A 25,435-nucleotide genomic window follows, 5' to 3' on the forward strand; every position below is an offset into this window, starting at 1 on the left:
GGCTTCCTTGTGAGATTCGGGATCTTCGTTTTGGGGGCGTGATGGGCGTTATTCGACGCGGATCCAGGTCTGCGTGCGACCCAGCAGCGGTGCGCCGATGTAGCCGCGCACCTCGATGCGCTTGCCGCCATCCACGGGCTTCATGCGCACCTTGTAGGTCTTGCCGTTGTTCGGGTCGAGGATCTCGCCACCGTCCCACAGCGCCTTGTCGTCCAGATTGGCCCGGACGCCCTTGACGATGGTCATGCCCAGCACGGGCTGGTCCTTGCGGTCGTCGCTGCACAGCTCGCAGCGGGCGTCCTGCTTGGTCGCGTCGAACACTTTCTCGACCTTGGCCGAGAAGGTGCCTGCCGTCTCGGTGATGCGCACCAGCGACTTCTCGGTCTTGCCATCGTCGTCGATGGTTTTCCACAGGCCGGCGGGCGTGGACTGCGCGGCAGCGGCCAGCGAGGCGCCGGCCAGCGCGAGGGCGATCAGGGTGGTTTTCATGGTGTGCCTGGTCTTGCTCCCTCCCCCAGCGGGGGAGGGTTGGGGTGGGGGCTTCGCGGGATCAGAACATCGCTTCGTCCATCGCCATCAGCGGCGCGAGGCCGGCGCGGGCGGTGCGGATCAGCGACGCCGTCTCCGGCAGCAGCTTGGCGAAGTAGAAACGCGCGGTGTGCAGCTTGGCGACGTAGAACGGATCCGGGTTCGCGCCTTGCTCCTTGAGCTTGTCGAGCGCCACCTTGGCCATGCGCGCCCAGAAGTAAGCGAACACGAGGTGCCCGACCACGCGCAGGTAATCCACCGCCGCCGCACCCACCTCGTCCGGGTTGCCGAAGGCCTTCATGCCCAGCTCGGTCGTCAGCTTGGTTACCTTGTCGCCGATGTCCGCCAGCGGGTTGATGAACTCCTGCATGTCCTCGCGGATGCCTTCTTCCTCGACGAACTCGGCGATCTTCTTGCCAAAGGCCTTGAGCTTCTTGCCGTTGTCGGCCAGCACCTTGCGGCCGAGCAGGTCCAGCGACTGGATCGTGTTCGTGCCCTCGTAGATCATGTTGATGCGGGCATCGCGCACGTACTGCTCCATGCCCCACTCGCGGATGTAGCCGTGGCCGCCGAAGACCTGCATGCAGTGCGAGGTGGCGATCCAGCCGTTGTCGGTCAGGAAGGCCTTGATGATCGGCGTCAGCAGCGCGACTTCATCGGCACTGGCCTTGCGCACGTCCTCGTCCGGGTGGCTGAGCTCCTGGTCGAGCATCAGCGCCGTGTGCACGCACAGCGCGCGGCCGGCTTCGGCATAGGCGCGGGCGGTCAGCAGCATCTTGCGCACGTCGGGGTGCACGATGATGGGATCGGCGGCCTTCTCCGGCGCCTTCGGGCCGGACAGGGCGCGCATCTGCAGGCGGTCCTTCGCATACGCGACGGCGTTCTGGTACGCCACTTCGGTCAGCCCGAGCGACTGCATCCCGACGCCCAGGCGGGCGGCGTTCATCATCACGAACATGGCGGCCAGGCCCTTGTGCGGCTGGCCCACCAGCGTGCCGACGGCGTCTTCGAGCACCAGTTGCGCGGTGGCGTTGCTGGTGATGCCCATCTTGTGTTCGAGGCCGGCGCAGAAGATGCCGTTGCGACCGCCGAGCGAGCCGTCCGCGTTGACGTGGAACTTCGGCACGATGAACAGCGAGATGCCCTTCGAGCCGCTCGGGGCGTCCGGCAGGCGGGCCAGCACGAGGTGGATGATGTTGGCGGCCATGTCGTGCTCGCCAGCGGAGATGAAGATCTTGGCGCCGTTGAGCTTGTAGGTGCCGTCGGCCTGCGGCTCGGCCTTGGTGCGCAGCAGGCCCAGGTCGGTGCCGCAATGCGGCTCGGTCAGGCACATCGTCCCGGTCCACTCGCCGCTGCTCAGCTTGGGCAGGTAGGTGGCCTTCTGCTCGGGCGTGCCGTGGGCGTGCAGGCTTTCATAGGCGCCGTGCGACAGGCCCGGATACATCGTCCAGGCCTGGTTGGCGCTGTTGAGCATCTCGTAGAAGCACTGGTTCACCACGTGCGGCAGGCCCTGGCCACCGTAGGCCGGGTCGCAGCTCAGCGCCGCCCAGCCGCCTTCGACGTACTGCGCATAGGCTTCCTTGTAGCCCTTGGGGGTGCGCACCTCGTGGGTGGTCTTGTCGAGCGTGCAGCCTTCCTCGTCGCCGCTGCGGTTCAGCGGGAACACCACCTGCGCGGCGAACTTGCCGCCTTCTTCGAGGATGGCATTGACGGTGTCGACATCGACCTCGGCGTGGGCCGGCATCTCCTTGAAGGTCTCGGTGACCTGCACGAGTTCGTGCAGCACAAATTGAAGATCACGCAGGGGCGGGTTGTACTGGGGCATGGAAGTCTCCTCGACGAGGGCGGTGATCGGGGTGAATCAGTCAATCGGACAAACTGTCGGAAAGCGGCGCGCCGGCAACCGTGACCGGCTGCGGATACCCGGCAACAGATCAGCCGGGCAGCGCCCGGTAGCGGGCCAGCACATTCAGGAACCCCTGTTCGGCCCGCTGGACCGAACCGGGGGTGCGCAGGAACCGGGCATCGTGGTGCAGCGCCAGCACCAGCCCGTGCAACTCGAACAGCATCTGGCGCGCATCGGTGTCGGCGCGCAGGTGGCCTTCTTCCCGGGCGATGGTGATGGCGCGCTCCAGGCCGGTGTGCCAGGTGCGCACCATGTCCACCAGCGCGTCGCGCACCGGGCCGGGCCGGTCATCGAACTCGACCGCGCCGCTGATGTAGATGCAGCCCGAGTCGATCTCGATGCTGACCCGCGCCAGCCAGCGGCGGAACATCGCCTCCAGCCGCGGCAGGCCGCGCGGCTCGCGCAGCGAGGGGTAGAACACCTCTTCCTCGAAGCGTGCGTGGTATTCGCGGATGACCGACATCTGCAGTTCTTCGCGGGAGCCGAAGTGCGCGAAGACGCCGGACTTGCTCATGCCGGTGATGTCGGCCAGGTGGCCGATCGACAACCCCTCCAGTCCCTTCTGCGACGCCAGGCTCAGGGCGGCGTCCAGGATCGAGGCACGCGTCTGCTGGCCCTTGTGGACAGCACGGGCGCCGGATCGGGCGGGCCGGGTGGCAGCGAGTGGGGTAGAGGTCACGGTGGGCAATAAAACGAACGATCGTTCTATTCTGATCGAAGAACCCCGCCGTGCCACTGCGGATCACCCTTGTGGGACTAGAGTCAAAACTCTAGCCTGATCCAGGTGGGCAGCCCCGCACGGTCTGCTCTATGCTCACGCAAGGACCTTGCCATGGATGTGCTGCAACTCGATGTCTCGGGTCGCCCTCAGGCCTGGATTTCACCCCGGGAGGCGGCCAACCTCTATGTCTGCGATGCCGTCGCGTGGACAGTGGGCGAGCCGTGCCTGGTGCTGCATGGCGGCATCCAGCGGGTCACCGGGTTGCAGTCCTTGCTGGCGCTGCATCCGATCATCGCGGTGCGCGGTGCGGTGCCGACGCGCGCCTGGCGCCAGGTCCCGGCGCTGACCAATCCGAAGCTGTTTGCCCGCGACCGCCACGTCTGCGCCTACTGCGGCCAGCACGCCCGGGACGAGCAGCTCACCCGCGAACACATCGTCCCCACCTCGCGCGGTGGCGAGGATTCGTGGATGAACTGCATCACCGCCTGCCGCGGATGCAACGGCCGCAAGGGCAATCGGCTGCTGCAGGAGTGCCGGATGGAATTGCTTTACCTTCCGTACATCCCCAGCCTGCACGAGGACATGATCCTCAAGGGGCGGCGCATCGTCATGGACCAGATGGAGTTCCTGCTTGCCGGCGTGCCGCGTCACAGCCGCCTGCATGGCTGAACAGACCAGCGCCGCGACTCCGACCACGCACAACACAGGTTCCCACCATGAAAGCACTCTTCGCCACCACCCTGGCCGCCGCCGCACTCCTGCTCGGCGCCTGCAGCACCACCAGCCCGGACGTGATCCGCCCTGGTGACGCCCAGCGCCTGTCCACCGTGCAGGACGCGGTCGTGCTCAACGTGCGCCCGGTCGTCGTCGAAGGCCAGCAGCAGGGCATCGGCGGCACCTCGGGCGCTGTCGTCGGCGGCATCGCTGGCAGCACGGTCGGCGGGCGGCGCGAGGGCATCGTGGTCGGCGTGCTCGGCGCGGTGGCAGGCGCCGTCATCGGCAACTCGATCGAGCGCTTCGGCACGCGCGAGGAAGCGGTCGAGATCCTGCTGCAGCTGCCCAGCGGCGAGCGCCGGGCGCTGGTGCAGGCCAAAGGCAACGAGACCTTCGTGCCCGGCGAGGCGGTGATCCTCGTCTCGACGGGCGGCAAGACCCGCGTGATGAAGGCGCGCTAGACCGCGGCGAGCGCCTGGTCGAGGTCGGCCATCAGGTCGTCGATGTGCTCGATGCCGACCGACAGGCGCAGCATGTCCTCGCTGACGCCGGCCTTGGCGAGTTCCTCGGCGTTGAGCTGGCGGTGCGTGGTCGAGGCCGGGTGCGTGGCCAGCGACTTGGCGTCGCCGATGTTGACCAGCCGCGTGAACAGCTTGAACGCATCCAGCACGCGCGCCCCGGCTTCGCGTCCACCTTCCTTCAGACCGAAGCTCAGGATGCCCGAGGCCCGGCCGCCCATCTGCTTCTGCACCAGCGCATGGTCCGGGTGGTCGGCCAGTCCGGCGTAGTTCACCCAGGCCACCTTCGGGTGGCTCTTGAGGAAGGTGGCCAGCGCCAGCGTGTTGTCGCAGATGCGGTCCATGCGCAGCGCCAGCGTCTCGATGCCTTGCAGGATCAGGAAGGCGTTCATCGGCGAGATCGCCGCGCCCATGTTGCGCAGCGGCACGACGCGGGCGCGGCCGATGTACGCCGCCGGGCCGAGTGCCTCGGTGTAGACGACGCCGTGGTAGCTCACGTCCGGCTCGTTCAGGCGCTTGAAGCGTTCCTTGTGCTGCGCCCACGGGAAGGTGCCGGAGTCGACGATGGCGCCGGCGACGCTGTTGCCGTGGCCGCCCATGTACTTGGTCAGCGAATGCACGACGATGTCCGCGCCGTGCTCGATCGGGCGGCACAGGGCGGGGGAGGGCACCGTGTTGTCCACGATCAGCGGCACGCCCGCGGCATGGGCCACGGCGGCCAGCGCGGCGATGTCGGTGACGTTGCCCAGCGGGTTGCCCACCGATTCGCAGAAGATGGCCTTGGTGCGCTCGTCGATCAGCGCGGCGAAGGTTTCCGGCTTGGTCGCGTCGGCGAAGCGGGTCGTGATGCCCATCTGCGGCAGCGTGTGCGCGAACAGGTTGTAGGTGCCGCCGTAGAGCTGGCTGGCCGAGACGATGTTGTCGCCGGACTCGGCAATCGTCTGGATCGCGTAGGTGATCGCCGCCATGCCGGAGGCCACCGCCAGCGCCGCGAGGCCGCCTTCGAGCGCCGCGACCCGTGCTTCCAGCACGGATTGCGTCGGATTCATGATCCGGGTGTAGATGTTCCCGGCCACTTTCAGGTCGAACAGGTCCGCGCCGTGCTGCGCGTTGTCGAAGGCGTAGGCGACCGTCTGGTAGATCGGCACCGCGGCGGCCTTGGTGGTCGGGTCGGGGCTGTAGCCGGCGTGGACGGCGAGGGTTTCGAGCTTCATCGGGGGGCTCCTGTCGGTGGGGTCAGTGTTCTTGTTCGGCGTGCAGGCGTTTGTGGATGCGCTGGGTCGTGGTCCAGACCGCCCACAGCACCAGCGGAATCATCGCACCGGCGAACAGGTCCGGGTTCACGGGAACACCCGCAACCTTCGCTGCCTTCGCGCCGTAGTACAGCAGGCTCATCACGTAGTACGAGATCGCCGCGATCGACAGCCCTTCCACGGTCGATTGCAGGCGCAACTGCAGCTCCTGCCCGCGCGTGAGCTGGGCCAGCAGCTGCTGGTTCTGCGTCTCGGTGGCGATGTCCACCCGCGTGCGCAGCAGGCCGCTGGTGCGCTCGATGCGTTGTGACAGCGCAGCCAGCCGCTGCGCCGTGGCGGCCACCGTCGCGATGGCGGGCGTGAGCCGGCGCTGCATGAACTCGCCGATGCCCTGCGTGCCGGAGATGGGCTTCTCGCGCAGCTCGGCGATGCGCTGGCCGACGATGGCGTGGTAGGCCTGCGTGGCGGAGAAGCGGTACTGGTGCACCGCGGTGGCGCGCTCGACCTTGGCCGCCAGCGCCACCAGCGTGTCGAGCAGTTCCTGGTCGGTGGCCTGCTTGTTCTCCAGCCGGGCGGTGATGTCGGCCAGCGCCGCCTCGGCCTCGCCCAGCACCGGCGCCAGCGACTTGGCCGCCGGCAGGCCGCGCAGCGCCATCAGGCGGTAGGTCTCCAGCTCCAGCAGGCGCTGCGAGATGCGGCCGGCACGGGTCTCGGTGGTGCTGGCCGGCGCGATCACCAGCATGTGCTCGAAGCCGCTGTCGCGCAGCCGGAAGGCTGTCACCGCGATCGAGTGGCCATAGGTGCCCATGATCGAGGCCACCACGCTGCGTCCGCCCAGCCACTGCTGGCCCAGGCGTGCGGTCGCCGGGGCGTTCGAGATGTCGCCGATCACCATGGCGAGCTTGATGGCGGCCACCGTGCGGCCGGGGATGGCGCGCAGCCAGTCCGCATCGACCGCCAGCGTGTCCAGCGCGGGCGACTCCGGCGCATCCAGACCGGCGCCCTCGGGCAGTGCCTGGACGATGGAGTAGCGGGTGAACTCGCTGTGGCGCTCCCACTTGAGGGTGCAGTTGCCCAGGCGGATCCGCAGGAAGCTGCTGCTCAGATCCGCCAGCCGCAGACCATCCTGGCCGGGCAGGCGCTTCAGATGTGCCCACTCGTCTTCCCGGCGCACCCCGTCGTTCAGGACCGCGACATAGACCACCAGTGCCGGCAGCCGGATGCGGGCCGTTGGCCGTGCATGGACCTCGTTGTGCAGGATTGCGCGGAGATCATCGTCCGGGGGCAGGGCGGTTCGGGCGTCGGGCAGGGTGTTCATGGGCATGTCGGGCGGGGAGCACGGAGAGGCAGGCCGGGAGCAGCCCCAGAAGATTAGCGGTTTCTCTGCGGGGCTCCTCTTGAAAGCGCCGGGAGCGTTCCTATAATCAGTCCTGTTAGCACTCGCCACCGGTGAGTGCTAGTGACCCACCCACTGAATTCGTTCTGTATCTAGGAGATGCAATGAAACTTCGTCCTCTGCACGACCGCGTCATCGTCAAGCGTCTGGAACAAGAAACCAAGACCGCCTCGGGCATCGTGATCCCCGACAACGCCGCAGAGAAGCCCGACCAGGGTGAAGTGCTGGCCGTCGGCCCGGGCAAGCGCAACGACAAGGGCGACTTCATCGCCCTGAACGTTGCCGTGGGCGATCGCGTCCTGTTCGGCAAGTACAGCGGCCAGTCGGTCAAGGTTGATGGCGACGAACTGCTCGTGATGCGCGAAGAAGACCTCTTCGCCGTCGTCGGCAAGTAATCCCGTCCCTTCATTCATTCAAGATTCCGGAGTCAGAACATGGCAGCTAAAGACGTTATTTTTGGTGCAGACGCCCGTCACCGCATGGTTGAAGGCGTGAACATCCTGGCCAACGCGGTCAAGGTCACGCTGGGCCCGAAGGGACGCAACGTCGTTCTGGAGCGCTCGTTCGGCGCCCCGACCGTGACCAAGGACGGTGTCTCGGTCGCCAAGGAAGTCGAACTGAAGGACAAGCTGCAGAACATGGGCGCGCAGATGGTCAAGGAAGTCGCTTCCAAGACCTCCGACAACGCCGGTGACGGCACCACCACCGCCACCGTGCTGGCGCAAGCCATCGTGCGCGAAGGCATGAAGTACGTGGCCGCCGGCATGAACCCGATGGACCTGAAGCGCGGCATCGACAAGGCGGTCACCGCCCTGGTTGCCCAGCTGAAGGCCGCTTCGAAGGCCACGACGACCACCAAGGAAATCAGCCAGGTCGGCTCGATCTCCGCCAACAGCGATTCGTCGATCGGCGAGATCATCGCCAAGGCGATGGACAAGGTCGGCAAGGAAGGCGTCATCACCGTCGAAGACGGCAAGTCGCTGGACAACGAACTCGACATCGTCGAGGGCATGCAGTTCGACCGCGGCTACCTGTCGCCGTACTTCATCAACAACCCGGAAAAGCAGTCGGCGATCCTGGACAACCCCTTCGTGCTGCTGTACGACAAGAAGGTGTCCAACATCCGTGACCTGCTGCCGACGCTGGAGCAAGTCGCCAAGGCTGGTCGCCCGCTGCTGATCGTCGCTGAAGACGTGGACGGCGAAGCGCTGGCCACGCTGGTGGTGAACACCATCCGCGGCATCCTGAAGGTCGTGGCTGTCAAGGCTCCGGGCTTCGGCGACCGCCGCAAGGCCATGCTGGAAGACATCGCCATCCTGACGGGCGGCAAGGTCATCGCCGAAGAAGTCGGCATGTCGCTGGACAAGGTCACGCTGGCCGATCTGGGCCAGGCCAAGCGCGTCGAAGTGGGCAAGGAAAACACCATCATCATCGATGGCGCCGGTACCGCCGACATCATCGAAGCGCGCGTCAAGCAGATCCGCATCCAGATCGAAGAAGCGTCGAGCGACTACGACCGCGAGAAGCTGCAAGAGCGCGTGGCCAAGCTGGCCGGCGGTGTGGCCGTCATCAAGGTCGGTGCTGCCACCGAAGTCGAGATGAAGGAAAAGAAGGCCCGTGTCGAAGACGCGCTGCACGCGACCCGTGCCGCCGTCGAAGAAGGCATCGTGGCTGGCGGCGGCGTGGCCCTGCTGCGTGCGCGTCAGGCTGCTGGCGTCATCGCCGGTGACAACGCGGACCAGGACGCCGGCATCAAGCTGGTCCTGAAGGCCATCGAAGCCCCGCTGCGCGAAATCGTGGCCAACGCCGGTGGCGAGCCGAGCGTGGTCGTGAACGCCATCCTGGCTGGTTCGGGCAACTACGGCTTCAACGCCGCCAACGACACCTATGGCGACATGATCGACATGGGCATCCTGGACCCGACGAAGGTCACCCGCACCGCGCTGCAGAACGCCGCGTCGGTCGCATCGCTGATGCTGACCACCGAGTGCATGATCGCTGAAGCACCGAAGGACGAGTCCGGTGCTGGCGGCATGGGCGGCGGCGGCATGGGCGGCATGGGCGACATGGGCGGCATGGGCATGTAATGTCCGCTGCCTGAGCAACGCTCAGCGCACAAGCGAAAAGGGCCGCAGCGATGCGGCCCTTTTTTTGTCTGGTCTGGTTCGGTCTGTCGAAGGGCTGGTTACCCCCGCAAACAAGGGTGACGTGTCCTGTTCAGCGCACCTGCAAAGTGACATTTTTTGGCAGTGACCGGCTTGCCAAGCACCGATTCCTGTCGTTCCAACCGGGCAGCAGCGGGCGATTCAGGGCGTTTCTGCGTGATTCCAGGCTGGCACGGCCCCTGCACTGCAGAAATATCTCCACCCCCATTGCAGGAAGCAACATGAAGCGAGTTCAACAAGGTTTCACGCTGATCGAACTGATGATCGTCGTGGCGATCATCGGCATCCTGGCCGCCGTCGCGCTGCCGGCGTATCAGGACTACACGGTCCGGGCCAAGGTTTCAGAAGTTGTGCTGGCTGCTTCGTCGTGCCGTACAAGCATTACCGAGGCGGTCCAGTCATCAAACGTCGCAGATGTGTCCGCTGTGCTGCCAACGAGCTGTAGCGTGACCGCTACCAAGTTCGTGACAAGCGTGGCGGTCGATGCGAACGGTGTCGTCACCGTTGTTGCTAACCACAGCAATCTCAATCAGTTGACTTCGACGACGAACGCGCTGACGCTGGTCCCGATCCAGAGCAGCACGACCGCCCTGGTCGGTACAGCTGATGGTGGCAAGACGATCGCTGGCTGGCGCTGTGGTCTGGCTGCTGACGGCACCACGATCCCGGGCAAGTATCTGCCGGCATCCTGCCGCGGCGTCTATCCGTGATGCAATTTGCCTGAGCTAGGCTTGGGCTCTTGTCCACGGTTTGAAATCGCAAATGCGCCTCCGGGCGCATTTGTCGTTTCAGGGTTCCGGACGGTGGCCTCGCTATGATCAGCCACTCATGACCTCGCCCGATCACCCCCCCGTCTCCTTTCTGCCACTGGCCCTGCTGGCGGTGGCGCTTCCTTTCCTGATCGCCGGCAGCATGCCGCCCACCTCGACCTACTTCAACCAGGTCGTGGCCTTCGGTGGCTGCGGGGTCTGGTTGCTGGTCTGGGCATTGACCGCGCGGCCCAGCCTCTCGTCACAGCCGTCCTCGGGGGCGACGAAGCTGCTGCTGGTCGCCGGTGCGCTGCTGGTCGCGGCCATCCTCACGTCCAGCACGCCGTGGGGCCAGCGCCTGGCGCCGCTGGCGTGCCTGGTGCTGGCCGGTGCGCTGGTGCATGCCACGGCCGCCGCCACCCGCGCCGGTCGCATCGACGACTGGGTCACCCCGCTGATGACGGCGCTGCTGGTGGCCGGGCTGCTGAGTGTCGTGGTCGGCGTGGTGCAGGTGTTTCGCCCCGAACTCGCCGATGGCCGCCTGATCTCCTTCCCCACCATCGCCGGCCGCGCCATCGGCAACATGCGCCAGCCGAACCAGCTCTCCACGCTGTTGCTGTGGGCGGCAGCGGCCGCCGTCTGGCTCGGTGTGCGCGAGCGCCAGCCCCTGGCCGTGCTGGCGGCCGTGCTGAGCGTGCTGGTCTTCAGCGTGGCGCTGACGGCCTCCCGCACCGGGCTGGTCGGCGTGGTGCTGCTGGCGCTCTGGGGCGCGGTCGACCGGCGGCTGCCGTCCCCGGTGCGCTGGCTGCTGCTGGCCATGCTGCCGCTGTACGCGCTGAGCTGGTGGGGGCTGGAGCAGTGGCTCTCGGCGCACGGCGTGATGTTCTACGGCGAGGACCAGCTCAAGAAGACGCTGCACGGCGACCCGAGCAGCTCGCGCGGCAAGATCTGGTCCAACACCTGGGACATGGTCCGCACCCATCCGTGGACGGGTGTCGGGTTCGGGGCCTACAACTTCATCTGGTCGATGACCCCGTTCCCGGGCCGGCCGGTCGCTTTCTACGACCACTCGCACAACGCCGTGCTGCAACTGGCGGTCGAGTCGGGGGTGCCGATGGCCGTGGCGATCCTTGGCTGCGTGCTCGTGGCGCTGTGGATGTCCCGGTCCGCGCTGCAGCAGGCCGATGACGACACCGCGCGTGGCGCGCGCGCTGCGCTGTTCATGCTGGTGATGGTCGGTGTGCACAGCCTGCTGGAGTACCCGCTGTGGTATGTCTACTTCCTGCTGCCGGCGGCCCTGCTGGCCGGCTGGCTGACCGGGCTGGTGCCCGTGCGGCCACCTGCGGAGGCGACGTCCGCCGGGGGCGTGTCCCGTCTGGCCGGCGCGTGGCGCCCGGTCTGGTGCGCCACCGGGGCGCTGGCGATGGCCGGATCGCTCTGGTCGACGGTGGAATATGGCAGCGTGGCCATCATCTTCGAGCCGGATCTGGCCTGGAGCGAGCCGGCCCCGCTGGCCGAGCGCATCGCCGAAGGGCAGCGCAGCGTGCTGTGGGGCCACCACGCCGACTATGCCGCGGTGACGATGGCACCGGAGCCGGAGAAGGTGTTCGACCAGTTCGAGCGGCCGCTCTACCACCTGGCCGATACCCGGCTGCTGATCGCCTATGCGCGGGCCCTGCAGGGGCGGGGCGAGACGGCGCGTGCGGCGCATGTCGCCGCCCGGCTGCGTGAATTCCACAACCCGGTGTCGGCCGACTTCTTCGCCGTCTGTGACGCACCGCCCGCCGCGCCGACCCCGGCACCGTTCCAGTGTCTGCCCGACCCGGCCTTGCCCGCCGAGGCGCTGCGCCCGAAACCGTGAGCGCCGGGCAGGCAGGTCAGTCGGCGACCCAGTCGCCCGACTTGCCGCCCCGCTTGGCCTGCAGGCGGATGTCGGTCATCGTCATGCCGCGGTCGGCCGCCTTGCACATGTCGTAGATGGTCAGCAGACCGACCTGCACGGCGGTCAGCGCCTCCATCTCGACGCCGGTGCGGCCCAGCGTCTCCACGGTGGCCTGGCAGTGCACGGCCGAGGCCGCCTCGTCGATCTGGAAGTCCACGGCTACCTTGGTGATGGGCAGCGGGTGGCACAGCGGGATCAGGTCCGAGGTGCGCTTGGCGCCCTGGATGGCGGCGATGCGGGCGATGCCGATGACGTCGCCTTTCTTCGCGTTGCCCTGCGTGATGAGCGCCAGCGTGGCGGGCAGCATGCGGATCGTGCCGCCGGCGGTGGCGACCCGGTGGGTCTCGCGCTTCTCGGACACATCGACCATGTGGGCCTGGCCGTGGGCGTCGAAGTGGGTCAGGGGAGAATTCATCGGTCGGATCCGCTCAGCAGGGGTTTACACAGAAGAGACACAGAGCGGGCATCATACGCAGCCCCGCTGCATCTCCCGCTCCAGGCGGGCTGGCCATGACCCTCTCTTGTGCTGCCGCTCCCCGACGTGGTTTGACGCCCCGCCCTTCGGTGCTGGCGCTGGTGCTGGCGTCGCTGCTGACCACGGCGCCGATGTCGCTCGGCGTCGCATGGGCGGCGCAGGCACCGTCGTCCTTGCCCTCCCTGGGCGACGCGGCCTCGGAGGACCTCACCGTCGGCGCCGAGCGCCGCCTCGGCGACCGCATCATGCGCGAGATCCGGCGCGACCCGGACTGGCTGGATGACGCCCTGCTGCAGGACTATCTGGACGGTCTGTGGCAGCCGCTGGTGGCGGCTGCGCAGTCGCGCGGGGATCTCTCCGATGACCAGAAGACCCATTTCGCGCTGCAGGCGTTTCTGGTGCGCGACCGCTCGATCAATGCCTTCGCGCTGCCGGGCGGCTATGTCGGTGTCCACCTCGGGCTGATTGCGCTGACGGGGACACGCGACGAACTCGCGGCCGTGCTGGCCCACGAACTCTCGCACGTCACCCAGCGCCACATCGCCCGCAACATCGCATCGAGCCGGCGGCAGTCGATGCTGGGCGTGGCGTCGATGATCGTTGGCATCCTGGCCGCTTCGCGCAGCCAGAACGTCGATGCGGCCAACGCCGTGATCGTCGGTGGACAGGCCGCGGCAGCGCAGGGCCAGCTGAACTTCTCGCGCGACATGGAGCGCGAAGCCGATCGGGTCGGATTTGGTGTGCTCGACGCGTCAGGGTATGCGCCGGAAGGCATGGCCGGCATGTTCGACCGGATGCAATACGCTTCGCGCCTGAACGACGCGGGCCAGTTCCCCTATCTGCGCACCCATCCGCTGACCAGCGAGCGCATTGCCGAGGCGCGTGGTCGACTCGGGACTGCCGGGGGCCGCAAGGCCACGCCATCCGCAGCGCAGTGGCTGCATGCCGTGATGCAGGGGCGCGCCCGCGCGCTGATGGACGGCCGCACGCAGACGCTGACGCGGCTGGCCGGTGGCGGTGTGCCCACGGCCGCTGCCGCTGCCCAGACGCCGGAGGCGCTGTCGACCGCCTGCGCCGCCGCGATGGCCGCCACACGGCTGAAGGACTGGCGGGTGGCGGACGCCGCGCTGGCCCGGGCCAAGGCGCTTGCCGCACCGCAGGGCGAGGCCGTGCAGCGGCCGGTTCTGGTGATGCAGGTCGAATCGCTGCTGGAGCGTGGCCAGACGGCCGAGGCCGCGCGGGTCTTGTCCGGCGGGGTGCTGGACGGTTCTCGCGCCGGCTTGCTGCTCGCCGCCCGCCTGGCGACGCTCGCCGGCGCCGAGGCGACGCTGGTGGCCCGCACCCGCGAGGATCTGCAGACCTGGGTGGCGCTGCATCCGGGCGATGGCAGTGCGTGGCTCGCGCTCGCGCAGGTGCAGGAGCGCCAGGGGGCGCCCTTGGCGGCGTTGCGGGCCCATGCGGAAGCCCGGCATGCCGAGGGGGATCTCTCCGGCGCCGTCGATCGCCTGCGGGCTGGTCAGCGCCTGGCGCGCAGCCAGGGGGCGGTGGAGTCGGTGGAGGGCGTGATCATCGAGTCGCGCCTGAAGGCGATCGAGCAGCAGCGCCGCATCGAGATGGAGCAGGAGCGCAACGGTCAGCGCGAGTGAAACCGCCTGCGCTTCAGCTTTCGTCGAACACCCGCTCCAGCACGGCGTCGATGACGATGCCGCAGATGCTGTAGAGCAGCGAGGCGACCAGTGCCGCCGTGAATCCGGCCACCTGCAACCCCGGCAGCAGCCAGGCCGCGCTGTAGAACACCATGGCGTTCACGACGAACAGGAACAGACCGAGTGTCACGATCGTCACCGGCAGCGTCAGCACGACCAGCACCGGACGCAGCACCGTGTTGAGCAGCCCCAGGATCAGCGCGGCCACCAGCGCCGCGCCATAGCCCCGGACCTGGATGCCGGGGTAGAAATGCGCCGTCAGCAGCAGGGCGGCGGCCAGTAGAAACCAGCGAGCGAGGAGCTTGACCATGCGCGCCAGCATACACGCGCCGTGGCGATTTGTGACCTGTGTCACGGTTTGTTTGCGGCGGCGCAAATCCCCAGGCCGTGTGGGGAATGGGCGGGCACTTCCATAATGGTGGCGTCGAAAGGGGAGTAGCAGATGGCAGCCTGCCATCGCGCATCCCGTCAGTACGGTGACTGCCGCCATCACGGCAGCGCATCCGGGTTCGCAGATGCCACATGGGCGGTGCCTGTCGCCGTGTGCATCGCCAGACCTTTCGGCGCGAAGTGGCTGCTCGGGGTTCGACCTGATCACCATGTTCTGCGCCGAAAGCAGCCACTTCGCATTCCTTTGTTCATCAACAACCGGATTGGAGTGGTCATGCAAACGATGGCGCCAGATTGGCTGTGGCTGTTTTTCGGGGCGGTGGTGCTGCTGGCCCTGTTCGTGGACTTCGTCGTGCTGCGCCGGCAGGGGGCGCACGAGGTATCGGTGCCGGAGGCGGTGCGCTGGTCGCTGCTGTGGGTGGCGCTGAGTCTGGCGTTCAACGGACTGCTGTGGTGGGCCACCTGGCGTGAGCACGGCACCGAGGTCGCCAACACCCGCGCGCTCGAATTCCTGACGGGCTACCTGATCGAGAAGTCGCTGGCGGTGGACAACATCTTTGTCTTCCTGATGATCTTCACCTACTTCGCGGTGCCACCGGCTTTCCAGAAGCGGGTGCTGATGGTCGGCATCATCGGCGCGATGGTGCTGCGCACGGCGCTGATCCTGGTGGGGGCCTGGCTGATCGCGCAGTTCCACTGGATCCTCTATGTCTTCGGTGCCTTCCTGCTGGTCACCGGCATCAAGATGTGGTGGGCCGCGGGTCAGGAGCCGGACCTGGAAAGCAACCCGGCACTGAAGCTGCTGCGCCGCGTGCTGCCCGTCAGCAAGGAGTTCGATGGCGAGAAGTTCTTCACCGTCGAGAACGGCCGGCGCATCGCCACGCCGCTGCTGCTGGTGATCGCGCTGGTGGGCATCACCGACGTGATCTTCGCGGTGGACTCGATCCCGGCGATCTTCGCGATCACCGACGACGCCTTCATCGTGCTGACCTCGAACATCTTCGCCATCCTGGGCCTGCGCGCGATGTACTTCCTGCTGGCGGCGATGGCGACGAAGTTCCACCTGCTGAGCTACGGGCTGGCGGTCATCCTGGCGTTCATCGGCACGAAGATGCTGCTGATCGACCTCGTCAAGATCCCGGTGTTCGCCTCGCTCGGTGCGGTGATCGGCATCCTGGCGTTCACGATGTGGCTGAGCGTGCGGACCGCGCCGAAGATCGACCCGCATCCGACGAAGTCGATCTCCAACGGCTGAGCCTGACGGGCTGACCCTGAGCGGGTCACCATGAAAAAAGCCACCCCGCGGGGTGGCTTTTTTCATGGTGGAGACGAACGCTCCAGGAGGACTTACTTCAGCAGCGCCTTGAGCAGCTTGCCCATCTCGGACGGATTGCGCGTGACGGTGAAGCCACACTCTTCCATGATGGCGAGCTTGGCGTCGGCCGTGTCCGCACCACCCGAGATCAGCGCACCGGCGTGGCCCATGCGCTTGCCGGCCGGCGCCGTCACGCCGGCGATGAAGCCCACGATCGGCTTGGTCATGTTCACCTTGCACCACATCGCCGCTTCGGCCTCGTCCGGACCACCGATCTCGCCGATCATGATCACGGCGTCCGTGTCCGGATCGTCGTTGAACGCGCGCATCACGTCGATGTGCTTCAGCCCGTTGATCGGGTCGCCGCCAATGCCGACCGCGCTGGATTGGCCCAGACCGATCTCGGTCAGTTGCGCCACGGCTTCGTACGTCAGCGTGCCCGAACGGGACACCACGCCGATGCGGCCCTTGCGGTGGATGTGACCCGGCATGATGCCGATCTTGATCTCTTCCGGCGTGATCAGGCCGGGGCAGTTCGGGCCCAGCAGCAGCGTCTTCTTGCCGCCGGCCGCTTCCTTGGCCTTCATCTTGTTGCGCACCATCAGCATGTCCCGCACGGGGATGCCTTCGGTGATGCAGATCGCCAGATCCAGGTCGGCTTCCACCGCTTCCCAGATCGCCGCAGCGGCGCCGGCCGGCGGCACGTAGATCACGCTGACGGTGGCGCCTTGCTGCTGCGCGGCTTCCTTGACGCTGGCGTAGATGGGGATGTCCGAGAACTTCTCGCCCGCCTTCTTCGGGTTCACACCCGCCACGAACGCGTTCTTGCCATTCGCGTACGCCTGGCAGCCCAGCGTGTGGAACTGGCCCGTCTTGCCCGTGATGCCCTGGGTGATGACGCGGGTGTCCTTGTTGATCAGGATGCTCATGTCTTGTGTTCCTTACTTGACGGCTGCAACGATGGCGGTGGCCGCTTCGGCCATCGTGTCGGCGGCGATGATCGGCAGACCGCTCTCGGCCAGCATCTTCTTGCCCAGGTCCTCGTTCGTGCCCTTCATGCGCACCACCAGCGGCACCGACAGGTTCACCGCCTTGCACGCCGTGATCACGCCTTCGGCGATGGTGTCGCACTTCATGATGCCGCCGAAGATGTTCACCAGGATGCCCTTGACCTCCGGGTTCTTCAGCATGATCTTGAACGCTTCCGTGACCTTCTCGGCCGTGGCGCCACCGCCCACGTCCAGGAAGTTCGCCGGCTCGCCGCCGAACAGCTTGATGGTGTCCATCGTCGCCATTGCCAGACCGGCGCCGTTCACCAGGCAGCCGATGTTGCCGTCCAGGCTGATGTAGGCCAGATCGAACTTCGAAGCCTCGACTTCCGCCGGATCCTCTTCGTCCAGATCGCGGTAGGCCACGATCTCCGGATGGCGGAACAGCGCGTTGGCGTCGAAGTTGAACTTCGCGTCCAGCGCGATCAGGTTGCCCTTGCCGTCGCGGTTCAGCGGGTTGATCTCGACCAGCGAGGCGTCCGTGTCCATGTAGCAGCGGTACAGGTTCTGGAACAGACCCACGGCTTGCGCCATCGACACGTCTTCCAGCCCGATCGCGCGGGCGATCTTCTCGGCCTGCTCGGCACCCAGACCTGTCAGCGGATCGATCACCTCGGTGATGATCTTCTCGGGCGTCGAATGCGCAACCTCTTCGATGTCCATGCCGCCTTCAGAAGACGCGATGAACGCCACCTTCTGCGACTGGCGGTCGGTCACCAGCGAGACGTAGAACTCCTTCTGGATGTCCGCACCGTCCTCGATGTACAGGCGGCGCACCTTCTGGCCTTCCGGGCCGGTCTGGTGCGTCACGAGCTGCATGCCCAGGATCTGCTCGGCCAGACGACGCACGTCGTCCAGGCTCTTGGCGACCTTCACGCCGCCGCCCTTGCCGCGGCCACCCGCGTGGATCTGCGCCTTCACGACCCACACCGGGCCGCCCAGCTTCTGTGCGGCTTCCACCGCCTCCTGCACCGTGAACGCCGGGTAGCCGCGCGGCACCGGCACGTCGAACTGGCGCAGGACTTCCTTGCCTTGGTATTCGTGGATCTTCATCGGGTTGAACTCTTGGGGAGAATGGGAACGATGCGGGACTGCATGGCGTAGTGGTGGCGCGCAGCAGCGGGCGCCCCGTTCGGCGTCGATGCCGAAGCCCGGGGACTTTAGCATGCTGCACTGCCGCAACCCTATGCGTGGTAACCGCCATGTACCAGCCGACGTTGCAGAACAGGACAGCGATCGAGCAGGGCCGGGACAAGCCGGCGCAACGATGGATCAGTCCGGATCGTCGGCAGAGGAGGCGTCGAAGGACTCCGGCAGTTCACCCTTGAGGACCCGCCGCACGACCTCGCCCGAGAAGCCGCGCGCCATCAGGAACCGCACTTGTCGACCCTGTTCGCGCGGGTCCGTCGCCGGGCTGCCGAAGCGGCGGGCCCACACGGCGTGGGCGCGCGCCAGCTCGCTGGGCTGCAGCTCCTCCAGTGCCGCGCGCATCTGGTCGGCCGTGATGCCCTTGAGGCTCAGCTCCTGTCGGATGCGGGCCACGCCATGACCGGCCGCGCGGCGGTGGACCACCGAGGCGACAAACCGCTCCTCGCTCAGGAAGCCGCGTTGCTGAAGCTCGTCCAGCACGCGCTCGATCTCGGCCTGGTCTTCGGCGTGCGGGGCGAGCTTGCGCATCAGTTCGCTGCGCGAATGTTCGCGTGCAGCGAGGTACTTCAGCGCCCGGCCCTTGAGACTGAGCGTGGCTTGCACCCTCGGCTCCGTCCGGACGGTCAGGCCTTGTTGCTGCTGCCCATGGGGGGCAGCAGGCTGATGCCGAGCGACTCGCGGATGCGGTTCTCGATCTCGTACGCCAGATCGGGGTTCTCGCGCAGGAACTCGCGCGAGTTGTCCTTGCCCTGGCCGATCTTCTCGCCCTTGTAGGCGTACCAGGCGCCAGACTTGTCGACGATCTTGGCGGCAACGCCCAGGTCGATGATCTCGCCTTCGCGGCTGATGCCCTCACCGTAGAGGATGTCGAAGTCGGCGGTCTTGAACGGCGGAGCGACCTTGTTCTTCACGACCTTGACGCGGGTCTCGCTGCCGATGACTTCCTCGCCTTTCTTGATCGAGCCGACGCGGCGGATGTCCAGACGCACGGAGGCGTAGAACTTCAGCGCGTTGCCGCCGGTGGTGGTCTCGGGGCTGCCGAACATCACGCCGATCTTCATGCGGATCTGGTTGATGAAGATGACCATGCAGTTGGTCTTCTTGATCGTGGCGGTGAGCTTGCGCAGGGCCTGGCTCATGAGCCGCGCCTGCAGCCCGGGCAGGGAGTCGCCCATCTCGCCTTCGAGTTCAGCCTTGGGGGTCAGTGCCGCCACCGAGTCGATGACGATCAGATCGACCGAGCCCGAACGCACCAAGGCATCGACGATCTCCAGCGCCTGCTCGCCGGTGTCGGGCTGGCTGATCAGCAGGTCCTGCAGGTTGACGCCGAGTTTCTGCGCGTACTGGGCATCCAGCGCGTGTTCGGCGTCGATGAAGGCGCAGACGCCGGCGAGCTTCTGCATCTCGGCGATGACCTGCAGCGTCAGCGTGGTCTTGCCCGAGGACTCCGGACCGTAGATCTCGACGACGCGGCCGCGGGGCAGGCCGCCGACACCGAGCGCGATGTCCAGCCCCAGCGAGCCGGTGGAGCACACCTGGATGTCGGCGACGACCTCGCCTTCGCCCAGGCGCATGATCGAGCCTTTGCCGAACTGCTTTTCGATCTGGGCCAGCGCGGCCTGCAGGGCCTTGGCTTTTTCGGTGCTGAGGGCGGTGCTGTTCGGATTGGCTTTGCTCGGTGCGTCCATCGACATTCTCCTGGGTGGATGCGTCATTATGCCCAATGCTGGATGTCTGTACAGCTTTTTGCTGGGCCCCGGCGCCCGTGCTGGCGTGGTTTTTCTGCAGGCCTTGGTGCATTGCGTCAAGGCATGGCATCTGTACCGATGCGGCACATTCCCGGGCTTTCTACAATCACGGCCAAGCCCCCGTCCACAGGGGTAATGAGGAGACAGGCGCCATGCGCATTCTGATCGCTGAAGATGACCAGATTCTGGCCGATGGCTTGCTGCGCAGCCTGCGTTCGGCAGGATATGCGGTGGACCATGTGGGCAATGGATCGGAGGCCGACGCGGCTCTGGCAGCCCACGAATTCGACATGCTGATACTGGACCTGGGCCTGCCCAAGCTGCACGGCCTGGAGGTGCTGAAGAAGCTGCGGGCGCGCGGTTCGGCGGTGCCGGTGCTGATCCTGACGGCGGCCGACAGCATCGAGCAGCGGGTCAAGGGCCTGGATCTCGGGGCCGACGACTACATGGCCAAGCCCTTTTCGCTGCAGGAGCTCGAAGCGCGCGTGCGGGCGCTGACCCGGCGTGGGCTGGGATCCGCCAGCGCGCTGATCAAGCACGGGCCGCTCACCTTCGACGCCACCGGTCGCGTGGCCTACATCAACGAGCAGATGATCGACCTGTCGGCGCGCGAGCTGAGCCTGCTGGAGGTGCTGCTGCAGCGTGCGGGGCGCCTTGTCAGCAAGGACCAGCTCGTCGAGCGCCTGTGCGAGTGGGGCGAGGAGGTGAGCAACAACGCCATCGAGGGCTACATCCACCGCCTGCGCAAGAAGATCGAGCAGGGACCGATCCGCATCGCCACCGTCCGGGGTCTGGGCTACTGCCTTGAGAAGATCGCCGCGACCTGAGGCGGCGGCGCGCCGACGCGAACAGCGCTCGCTGTTCGGCGAGATCCTGGACTGGATGCTCGCGCCACTGCTGCTGCTGTGGCCGATGAGCCTGGCGCTGACGTGGCTGGCAGCACAGGGCATCGCCAGCCGTCCGTATGACCGCGCACTGATCGAGTCGGTGCGTTCGCTGTCGCAGCGGGTCGAGGTGCGCGGGGACAGCGTCTATTTCGACCTGTCACGCGAAACCGCGCGCATGCTGCGCGCGGACGAGGTCGACAACGTCTACTACCAGGTCCTCGGGCCGCGCGGCGAGTTCGTCAGCGGGGACCGGGACCTGATGCTGCCCTCCGAGGACGACGCGCAGGTGCTGGGCGAGATGCGCGTGCGCGACGACGAGGTGCACGGTGACAGCGTGCGCGTGGCCTACCAGTGGATCAGCGGCGGTGCGGGCGAGCGGGCGGTGCTGGTGCAGGTGGCCGAGACGCTGACCAAGCGCTCGCGGCTGGCCACCGAGATCATCAAGGGCGTGATCCTGCCGCAGTTCGTCATCCTGCCGGTGGCGGTGCTGCTGGTGTGGCTGGCCCTGGTGCGCGGGCTGGCGCCGCTGAATGCGCTGCAGCAGCGCATCCGTGAACGTGCCAGCGACGACCTCTCGCCCATCGACGTGCACGAGGTGCCGGAGGAGGTCTCGCCGCTGGTGCAGTCGATCAACGACCTGCTGGAGCGCCAGCAGACCGCGCTGGTGACGCAGAAGCGCTTCCTGGCGGACGCCGCGCACCAGCTCAAGACGCCGCTGGCCGGACTGCGGATGCAGGCCGAACTCGCCACCCGCGAGATCGATGCCGGCCACGGCGACCCGGAGGTCATGAAGGCCTCGCTGGCGCAGATGGCGCATGCCTCGCAGCGGGCCGCCCACATGGTCAACCAGCTGCTGTCGATGGCCCGCGCCGATGCCAAGGCCGGCACGGTGGCGCGCGACGAGATCGATCTGGAGGCACTGGCCACCGACGTGGTGCGCGACTTCGTGCCGCAGTCGCTGGATGCCGGCATCGATCTGGGCTTCGAGGGGCCGGACACGCAGGTGCCGAACGGCCTGCGCCGCGCGGGCGACACGCGGGTGCTGGGCCATCCGATGCTGCTGCGCGAGCTGATCACCAACCTGGTGGACAACGCGCTGCACTACACGCCCCGCGGGGGCACGGTGACCGTGCGGGTCGTGCCGGATCCGTTCGGGCAGGTGGTGGTGCTGCAGATCGAGGATTCGGGCCCCGGCATTCCAGTGGGCGAGCGGGACCTCGTGTTCCAGCCCTTCTACCGGGCGCTCGGCACGACCGTCGATGGCTCGGGGCTCGGGCTGGCCATCGTGGCGGAGATCGCGCAGCAGCATGGCACCTCCGTCGTGCTGGACGACGCCCGATCGCCTGCCCAGGTGCCTCCGGGCGAAGGCCCGGGAGCGCGGTTCACGATCCGCCTGCGCCATGCACCTGACGTGGACACGGCGGTGGCGGACAGCTCAGCTCTGCATCAGCCGCCGTGAGCGGGCGATCGCCATCAGGATGCCGAGCGACAGCCCCAGTGTCACCAGCGCCGTGCCGCCATAGCTCATGAAGGGCAGCGGCACGCCCACCACGGGCAGGATGCCGCTGACCATGCCCATGTTGACCATGGCGTAGACGAAGAAGCTCATCGTGATCGCCCCGGCCAGCAGCCGCGCGAAGGTGGTCGGTGCCTCGAAGGCGATCACCAGTCCGCGCAGGATCAGGAAGCTGTAGCAGCCGACCAGCACCAGACCGCCGATCAGGCCGAACTCCTCGGAGTAGGCGGCGAAGATGAAGTCCGAGGTGCGCTCGGGAATGAACTCCAGATGGGTCTGCGTGCCCTTCATGAAGCCCTTGCCGGTGACCCCGCCGGAGCCGATGGCGATCATGCCCTGGATGATGTGGAAGCCCTTGCCGAGCGGGTCGCGGGTCGGGTCGAGCAGGGTGCAGACGCGGTTCTTCTGGTAGGTGTGCAGCACTTGCCAGTCCACGCCCGGCTCGCAGATCGTCGGCCCGGCCAGCACGATGGCGATGATGCCGAGGATGCCGACCACGGCCACCGGCAGGATGACCTTCCACGACAGCCCGGCGAAGAAGATGACGAAGAAGCCGGCCGAGAAGATCAGGATGCCGGTGCCGAGGTCCGGCTGCTTGGCCACCAGCAGGAAGGGCACCAGCACCAGCAGGAAGGCCTGGGCGATGTCGCCGGTGCGTGGCCGGCCCTCGCGGCGCTGGAACCACCAGGCGACCATCAGCGGGGTGGCGATCTTCAGGATTTCGCTGGGCTGGATGACGACACCGACATTGAGCCAGCGGCGCGCGCCCTTGTGGGTCGGGTCGATGCCGAACAGGGCGGTGAGGATGAGCAGGATCACCCCGACGGTGTAGAGCGGCACGGCCAGCGCCATGAACCGCTGCGGCGGGACCTGGGAGACCAGGAAGAACACGGCTCCCGCCAGGGCCATGTTGCGCACCTGCAGCATGAACCGGGAGCCGTTGTCGAACCCGGCGGAATACATCGCGGTCAACCCGATGCTGGCCAGTGCCAGGATCGCCAGCAGCAGCAGCGGATCGAATCCGCTGAACCAGGGGCGTACCCGCTGCCACAGCGTGGGTTGCCCGAACGAGGACTGCAGGATCATGGTGTGCTCACGGTGTCGATCGCGAAGCGCCCGCGACGGGGGCGGGCGGCACCGGATCGGGCATCCGCCGCGGGACCCATCTGAACGGGCGTGTGGGGGCGGTGGGCGCCGTGGTCACGGCCGGGGCGGGTCCCGCGGGTGTTGGCGGAGCGGCAGGGCCTGGTGCGCTCGCCGGCGCCGATGCGGCAGAAGCGGCCGAAGCAGGGAAGACGAGCGCACTGGCGGCAGCGGACGCCGCCGTCGATTCCGCATCGACGCCGGCCGCCCGGGTCGGCGGCAGCGGCACGGAGGCCACCGGCAGGCCGGCGCCGATCGGTGCCGAGCCGTGGCCCTTCTGGACGATGGCGATGTCTTCCGGCGTGGGGTAGACGCCGGAGATCACGTAGTCGAGCACCCGCCGTGCGATCGGGGCGGCGGCCTCGGCGCCGAAGCCGGCGTTCTCGACGATCACCGCCAGTGCGATGCGCGGCTCGTCCAGCGGGGCGAAGGCGGTGTAGAGCGAGTGGTCCCGCTGGTAGTCGGCCAGTTTGGAGGCGTTGTACTTCTCGTTCTGGCGGATGCCCACGGCCTGTGCCGTGCCGGTCTTGCCACCGCTCTGGTAGGGGGCCCCGGCGAACACCCTGGTCGAGGTGCCCGTCTGCGTCACCCCGTGCATGGCGCGCCGGATCACGGCCACATGTTCCGGCTTCAGATCGAGCGGGGAGACCGCATGCGACGACACCGTGCGGCGTTCGCGGGTGACGACGTTCTCGATCTCGCGCACGACCCGGGGCTCGAACCGCTGACCGCCCGACACCAGCGTGGCCATGGCGCTGGCGAGTTGCGTCATGGTGAAGTTGTTGTAGCCCTGACCGATGCCCAGCGAGATGGTTTCGCCCGCGTACCAGCGCTTCTGCTCGGGGCGCTTGTACTTGTTGCGTTTCCACTCGGTCGACGGCAGATCGCCGGTGGACTCGCCTTCGAGGTCGATGCCGGTCTTGCGCCCGAAGCTGTAGAGGTCCATCTGGTCGTGGATCAGGTCCACGCCCATGTCGTTGGCCAGGCCGTAGTAATAGACGTTGCTCGACTGGACGATCGAGCGCGTCATGTCGACTGCCCCCAGGCCGCCGTCGCCGTGGCTGCGGAAGCGGTGGTTGCCGAACATGAAGAAGCCGTTGTCGTAGATGACCTGCCCGGCGGTGCGCTTGCCGGTGACCAGCGCGGCCATGGCCATGAAGGGCTTGTAGGTCGAGCCGGGCGGGTAGGTGCCGCGCAGGGCGCGGTTGAGCATGGGCTTGTCGAGCGACTCGTTGAGCTCCTTCCACGAGTCCTGGTCGATGCCGCCGACGAACAGGTTCGGGTCGAAGCCCGGCTTGCTGACGAAGGCCAGCACTTCGCCGTTGCGCGGATCGATCGCGACCAGCGCACCGCGCCGGGTGCCGAACAGCTCCTCGATCAGCGCCTGCAGCTTGATGTCGATCGACAGGCGGACCGTGTTGCCCGGCGTGGCCGGCTCGGAGCGCAGGCGGCGCACGGGGTGGCCACCGGCGCTGGTCTCGACCTCCTCGAAGCCGGTGGTGCCGTGGAGATCGCGCTCGTAGCTCTGCTCGATGCCGAGCTTGCCGATGACATCGGTGCCGCGGTAGTTGGCCTGGTCCTCGTCGGACCAGTCGGCCATGTCGTCCTTCTCGCGCTGGTTGATGCGGCCGATGTAGCCCAGCACGTGGCCGCCGAGTTCGCCGTAGGGATAGTTGCGGAACAGGCGGGCCTTGATCTCGACGCCAGGGAAGCGGTAGCGCTGGGCGGTGAAGCGGGCCACCTCCTCGTCGCTCAGCTTGGTGCGGATCGGGATCGACTCGAAGCTCTTGGAGTCGCCCATCAGGCGCTTGAAGCGGCGGCGGTCGCGGGACTGGATCTCGATGACCTCGCCGAGCTGGTCGATCACCTGTTCCAGGTCGTCCTCGAGCTGCGAGCGGGTGATTTCCAGGGTGTAGGCCGAGTAGTTGTCGGCCAGCACGACGCCGTTGCGGTCCACGATCAACCCGCGGTTGGGCACGATCGGGACCACGGCGATGCGGTTGTTCTCGGCCTGCGTGGTGAGTTCGTCGAACTTGATGACCTGCAGCGTGAACAGCCGCGCCAGCAGCAGCCCGAAGCAGCACAGCACCACCAGTGCCGCGACGATCAGCCGTACGCGGAACTGGTCGATCTCCTGTTCGACATTGCGCAGTTCGGTCATCGCA

General features: G+C 67.2%; 23 protein-coding genes. 10 read left to right on the forward strand and 13 right to left on the reverse strand.

The window, feature by feature from the left end; all coding sequences use genetic code 11:
• Positions 1 to 48: 48 nt before the first annotated feature.
• The 3 genes from BDD16_RS11370 to BDD16_RS11380 all read right to left on the reverse strand — a co-directional run bounded on the left by BDD16_RS11370 (position 49) and on the right by BDD16_RS11380 (position 3,122).
• Positions 49 to 489 carry a DUF2147 domain-containing protein gene (locus BDD16_RS11370; RefSeq protein ID WP_179634057.1) on the reverse strand — a complete coding sequence of 147 codons (441 nt, stop codon included), beginning with the start codon at positions 487 to 489 and terminating at the stop codon, positions 49 to 51.
• A 61-nt stretch (positions 490 to 550) separates the two neighbouring features.
• Positions 551 to 2,353: an acyl-CoA dehydrogenase C-terminal domain-containing protein gene (locus tag BDD16_RS11375; protein WP_179634058.1), complete on the reverse strand. Its 1,803-nt coding sequence runs from the start codon at positions 2,351 to 2,353 to the stop codon at positions 551 to 553.
• A 109-nt stretch (positions 2,354 to 2,462) separates the two neighbouring features.
• On the reverse strand, positions 2,463 to 3,122 hold the full coding sequence (locus BDD16_RS11380) for a TetR/AcrR family transcriptional regulator (protein ID WP_179634059.1): 660 nt from the start codon (positions 3,120 to 3,122) through the stop codon (positions 2,463 to 2,465).
• A gap of 144 nt (positions 3,123 to 3,266) precedes the next feature.
• Between BDD16_RS11380 and BDD16_RS11385 the strand changes: the two genes are divergently transcribed.
• Entirely contained in the window at positions 3,267 to 3,824 is a 558-nt protein-coding gene (locus tag BDD16_RS11385; protein ID WP_179634060.1) for an HNH endonuclease, read from the forward strand.
• Positions 3,825 to 3,871: 47 nt separating this feature from the next.
• Complete coding sequence (locus tag BDD16_RS11390) at positions 3,872 to 4,330, forward strand: outer membrane lipoprotein (protein WP_179634061.1); 459 nt, start codon at positions 3,872 to 3,874, stop codon at positions 4,328 to 4,330.
• Here BDD16_RS11390 and BDD16_RS11395 read toward each other — a convergent pair.
• Together BDD16_RS11395 and BDD16_RS11400 are read right to left on the reverse strand one after the other, a co-directional pair.
• Entirely contained in the window at positions 4,327 to 5,601 is a 1,275-nt protein-coding gene (locus BDD16_RS11395; protein ID WP_179634062.1) for an O-acetylhomoserine aminocarboxypropyltransferase/cysteine synthase family protein, read from the reverse strand. The genes BDD16_RS11390 and BDD16_RS11395 overlap by 4 nt on opposite strands.
• A 22-nt stretch (positions 5,602 to 5,623) precedes the next feature.
• The gene (locus BDD16_RS11400) at positions 5,624 to 6,958 is read right to left on the reverse strand and encodes a DUF3422 family protein (RefSeq protein WP_179634063.1); all 1,335 of its coding nucleotides are present in this window, start codon (positions 6,956 to 6,958) and stop codon (positions 5,624 to 5,626) included.
• A gap of 182 nt (positions 6,959 to 7,140) precedes the next feature.
• Between BDD16_RS11400 and groES the strand changes: the two genes are divergently transcribed.
• The 4 genes from groES (at position 7,141) to BDD16_RS11420 (ending at position 11,811) form a co-directional block, all read left to right on the forward strand.
• Positions 7,141 to 7,431: a co-chaperone GroES gene (gene groES, locus BDD16_RS11405; RefSeq protein WP_179634064.1), complete on the forward strand. Its 291-nt coding sequence runs from the start codon at positions 7,141 to 7,143 to the stop codon at positions 7,429 to 7,431.
• A gap of 39 nt (positions 7,432 to 7,470) precedes the next feature.
• On the forward strand, positions 7,471 to 9,123 hold the full coding sequence (gene groL / locus BDD16_RS11410) for a chaperonin GroEL (protein ID WP_179634065.1): 1,653 nt from the start codon (positions 7,471 to 7,473) through the stop codon (positions 9,121 to 9,123).
• 299 nt (positions 9,124 to 9,422) lie between these two features.
• Positions 9,423 to 9,911 carry a pilin gene (locus BDD16_RS11415; RefSeq protein WP_179634066.1) on the forward strand — a complete coding sequence of 163 codons (489 nt, stop codon included), beginning with the start codon at positions 9,423 to 9,425 and terminating at the stop codon, positions 9,909 to 9,911.
• 118 nt (positions 9,912 to 10,029) lie between these two features.
• Entirely contained in the window at positions 10,030 to 11,811 is a 1,782-nt protein-coding gene (locus tag BDD16_RS11420; protein ID WP_179634067.1) for a PglL family O-oligosaccharyltransferase, read from the forward strand.
• A 16-nt stretch (positions 11,812 to 11,827) separates the two neighbouring features.
• Here the strand turns inward: BDD16_RS11420 and moaC are convergent, their stop codons facing one another.
• Complete coding sequence (moaC, locus tag BDD16_RS11425; RefSeq protein ID WP_179634068.1) at positions 11,828 to 12,307, reverse strand: cyclic pyranopterin monophosphate synthase MoaC; 480 nt, start codon at positions 12,305 to 12,307, stop codon at positions 11,828 to 11,830.
• A 131-nt stretch (positions 12,308 to 12,438) separates the two neighbouring features.
• Between moaC and BDD16_RS11430 the strand changes: the two genes are divergently transcribed.
• Positions 12,439 to 14,013 carry a M48 family metalloprotease gene (locus tag BDD16_RS11430; protein WP_246332525.1) on the forward strand — a complete coding sequence of 525 codons (1,575 nt, stop codon included), beginning with the start codon at positions 12,439 to 12,441 and terminating at the stop codon, positions 14,011 to 14,013.
• Between the two features lie 13 nt (positions 14,014 to 14,026).
• On the opposite strand, the gene BDD16_RS11435 is transcribed toward BDD16_RS11430, so the two are convergent.
• On the reverse strand, positions 14,027 to 14,383 hold the full coding sequence (locus BDD16_RS11435) for a phage holin family protein (protein WP_246332526.1): 357 nt from the start codon (positions 14,381 to 14,383) through the stop codon (positions 14,027 to 14,029).
• A gap of 354 nt (positions 14,384 to 14,737) precedes the next feature.
• On the opposite strand from BDD16_RS11435, the gene BDD16_RS11440 reads away from it, so the two are divergent.
• Positions 14,738 to 15,718, forward strand: a complete 981-nt coding sequence (locus tag BDD16_RS11440) for a TerC family protein (protein ID WP_179634070.1) — start codon at positions 14,738 to 14,740, stop codon at positions 15,716 to 15,718.
• A gap of 92 nt (positions 15,719 to 15,810) precedes the next feature.
• Here BDD16_RS11440 and sucD read toward each other — a convergent pair whose 3' ends face one another.
• From sucD to recA, 4 genes are all read right to left on the reverse strand, one after another.
• Positions 15,811 to 16,707: a succinate--CoA ligase subunit alpha gene (sucD, locus tag BDD16_RS11445; protein WP_179634071.1), complete on the reverse strand. Its 897-nt coding sequence runs from the start codon at positions 16,705 to 16,707 to the stop codon at positions 15,811 to 15,813.
• A gap of 12 nt (positions 16,708 to 16,719) precedes the next feature.
• Entirely contained in the window at positions 16,720 to 17,880 is a 1,161-nt protein-coding gene (gene sucC / locus BDD16_RS11450; protein WP_179634072.1) for an ADP-forming succinate--CoA ligase subunit beta, read from the reverse strand.
• A 219-nt stretch (positions 17,881 to 18,099) separates the two neighbouring features.
• Positions 18,100 to 18,579 (reverse strand): recombination regulator RecX, encoded by a 480-nt coding sequence (gene recX, locus BDD16_RS11455; protein ID WP_179634073.1) that lies wholly within the window; start codon positions 18,577 to 18,579, stop codon positions 18,100 to 18,102.
• Between the two features lie 20 nt (positions 18,580 to 18,599).
• Positions 18,600 to 19,664: a recombinase RecA gene (gene recA / locus BDD16_RS11460; RefSeq protein WP_179634074.1), complete on the reverse strand. Its 1,065-nt coding sequence runs from the start codon at positions 19,662 to 19,664 to the stop codon at positions 18,600 to 18,602.
• Between the two features lie 212 nt (positions 19,665 to 19,876).
• Here recA and BDD16_RS11465 point away from each other — a divergent pair, with 212 nt between their 5' ends.
• Together BDD16_RS11465 and BDD16_RS11470 are read left to right on the forward strand one after the other, a co-directional pair.
• Positions 19,877 to 20,551, forward strand: a complete 675-nt coding sequence (locus tag BDD16_RS11465; protein ID WP_179634075.1) for a response regulator — start codon at positions 19,877 to 19,879, stop codon at positions 20,549 to 20,551.
• Between the two features lie 55 nt (positions 20,552 to 20,606).
• Positions 20,607 to 22,070 carry a sensor histidine kinase gene (locus tag BDD16_RS11470; protein ID WP_179636115.1) on the forward strand — a complete coding sequence of 488 codons (1,464 nt, stop codon included), beginning with the start codon at positions 20,607 to 20,609 and terminating at the stop codon, positions 22,068 to 22,070.
• Here the strand turns inward: BDD16_RS11470 and rodA are convergent.
• Positions 22,047 to 23,207, reverse strand: a complete 1,161-nt coding sequence (rodA, locus tag BDD16_RS11475; RefSeq protein ID WP_179636117.1) for a rod shape-determining protein RodA — start codon at positions 23,205 to 23,207, stop codon at positions 22,047 to 22,049. The two genes, BDD16_RS11470 and rodA, sit on opposite strands and share 24 nt — an antisense overlap.
• A 13-nt stretch (positions 23,208 to 23,220) precedes the next feature.
• The gene (gene mrdA, locus BDD16_RS11480; protein WP_179636116.1) at positions 23,221 to 25,431 is read right to left on the reverse strand and encodes a penicillin-binding protein 2; all 2,211 of its coding nucleotides are present in this window, start codon (positions 25,429 to 25,431) and stop codon (positions 23,221 to 23,223) included.
• Between the last annotated feature and the right edge of the window lie 4 nt (positions 25,432 to 25,435).

The organism is Sphaerotilus montanus (genome assembly GCF_013410775.1).
GTDB classification, from domain to species: domain Bacteria; phylum Pseudomonadota; class Gammaproteobacteria; order Burkholderiales; family Burkholderiaceae_C; genus Sphaerotilus; species Sphaerotilus montanus.

Coding starts and splice junctions, on each gene's coding strand:
- BDD16_RS11370 (WP_179634057.1), bottom strand. CDS start 489: ATGAAAACCACCCTGATCGCCCTCGCGCTGGCCGGCGCCTCGCTGGCC.
- BDD16_RS11375 (WP_179634058.1), bottom strand. CDS start 2,353: ATGCCCCAGTACAACCCGCCCCTGCGTGATCTTCAATTTGTGCTGCAC.
- BDD16_RS11385 (WP_179634060.1), top strand. CDS start 3,267: ATGGATGTGCTGCAACTCGATGTCTCGGGTCGCCCTCAGGCCTGGATT.
- BDD16_RS11390 (WP_179634061.1), top strand. CDS start 3,872: ATGAAAGCACTCTTCGCCACCACCCTGGCCGCCGCCGCACTCCTGCTC.
- BDD16_RS11395 (WP_179634062.1), bottom strand. CDS start 5,601: ATGAAGCTCGAAACCCTCGCCGTCCACGCCGGCTACAGCCCCGACCCG.
- BDD16_RS11400 (WP_179634063.1), bottom strand. CDS start 6,958: ATGAACACCCTGCCCGACGCCCGAACCGCCCTGCCCCCGGACGATGAT.
- groES (WP_179634064.1), top strand. CDS start 7,141: ATGAAACTTCGTCCTCTGCACGACCGCGTCATCGTCAAGCGTCTGGAA.
- groL (WP_179634065.1), top strand. CDS start 7,471: ATGGCAGCTAAAGACGTTATTTTTGGTGCAGACGCCCGTCACCGCATG.
- BDD16_RS11415 (WP_179634066.1), top strand. CDS start 9,423: ATGAAGCGAGTTCAACAAGGTTTCACGCTGATCGAACTGATGATCGTC.
- BDD16_RS11420 (WP_179634067.1), top strand. CDS start 10,030: ATGACCTCGCCCGATCACCCCCCCGTCTCCTTTCTGCCACTGGCCCTG.
- moaC (WP_179634068.1), bottom strand. CDS start 12,307: ATGAATTCTCCCCTGACCCACTTCGACGCCCACGGCCAGGCCCACATG.
- BDD16_RS11435 (WP_246332526.1), bottom strand. CDS start 14,383: ATGGTCAAGCTCCTCGCTCGCTGGTTTCTACTGGCCGCCGCCCTGCTG.
- BDD16_RS11440 (WP_179634070.1), top strand. CDS start 14,738: ATGCAAACGATGGCGCCAGATTGGCTGTGGCTGTTTTTCGGGGCGGTG.
- sucD (WP_179634071.1), bottom strand. CDS start 16,707: ATGAGCATCCTGATCAACAAGGACACCCGCGTCATCACCCAGGGCATC.
- sucC (WP_179634072.1), bottom strand. CDS start 17,880: ATGAAGATCCACGAATACCAAGGCAAGGAAGTCCTGCGCCAGTTCGAC.
- recA (WP_179634074.1), bottom strand. CDS start 19,664: ATGGACGCACCGAGCAAAGCCAATCCGAACAGCACCGCCCTCAGCACC.
- BDD16_RS11465 (WP_179634075.1), top strand. CDS start 19,877: ATGCGCATTCTGATCGCTGAAGATGACCAGATTCTGGCCGATGGCTTG.
- BDD16_RS11470 (WP_179636115.1), top strand. CDS start 20,607: ATGCTCGCGCCACTGCTGCTGCTGTGGCCGATGAGCCTGGCGCTGACG.
- mrdA (WP_179636116.1), bottom strand. CDS start 25,431: ATGACCGAACTGCGCAATGTCGAACAGGAGATCGACCAGTTCCGCGTA.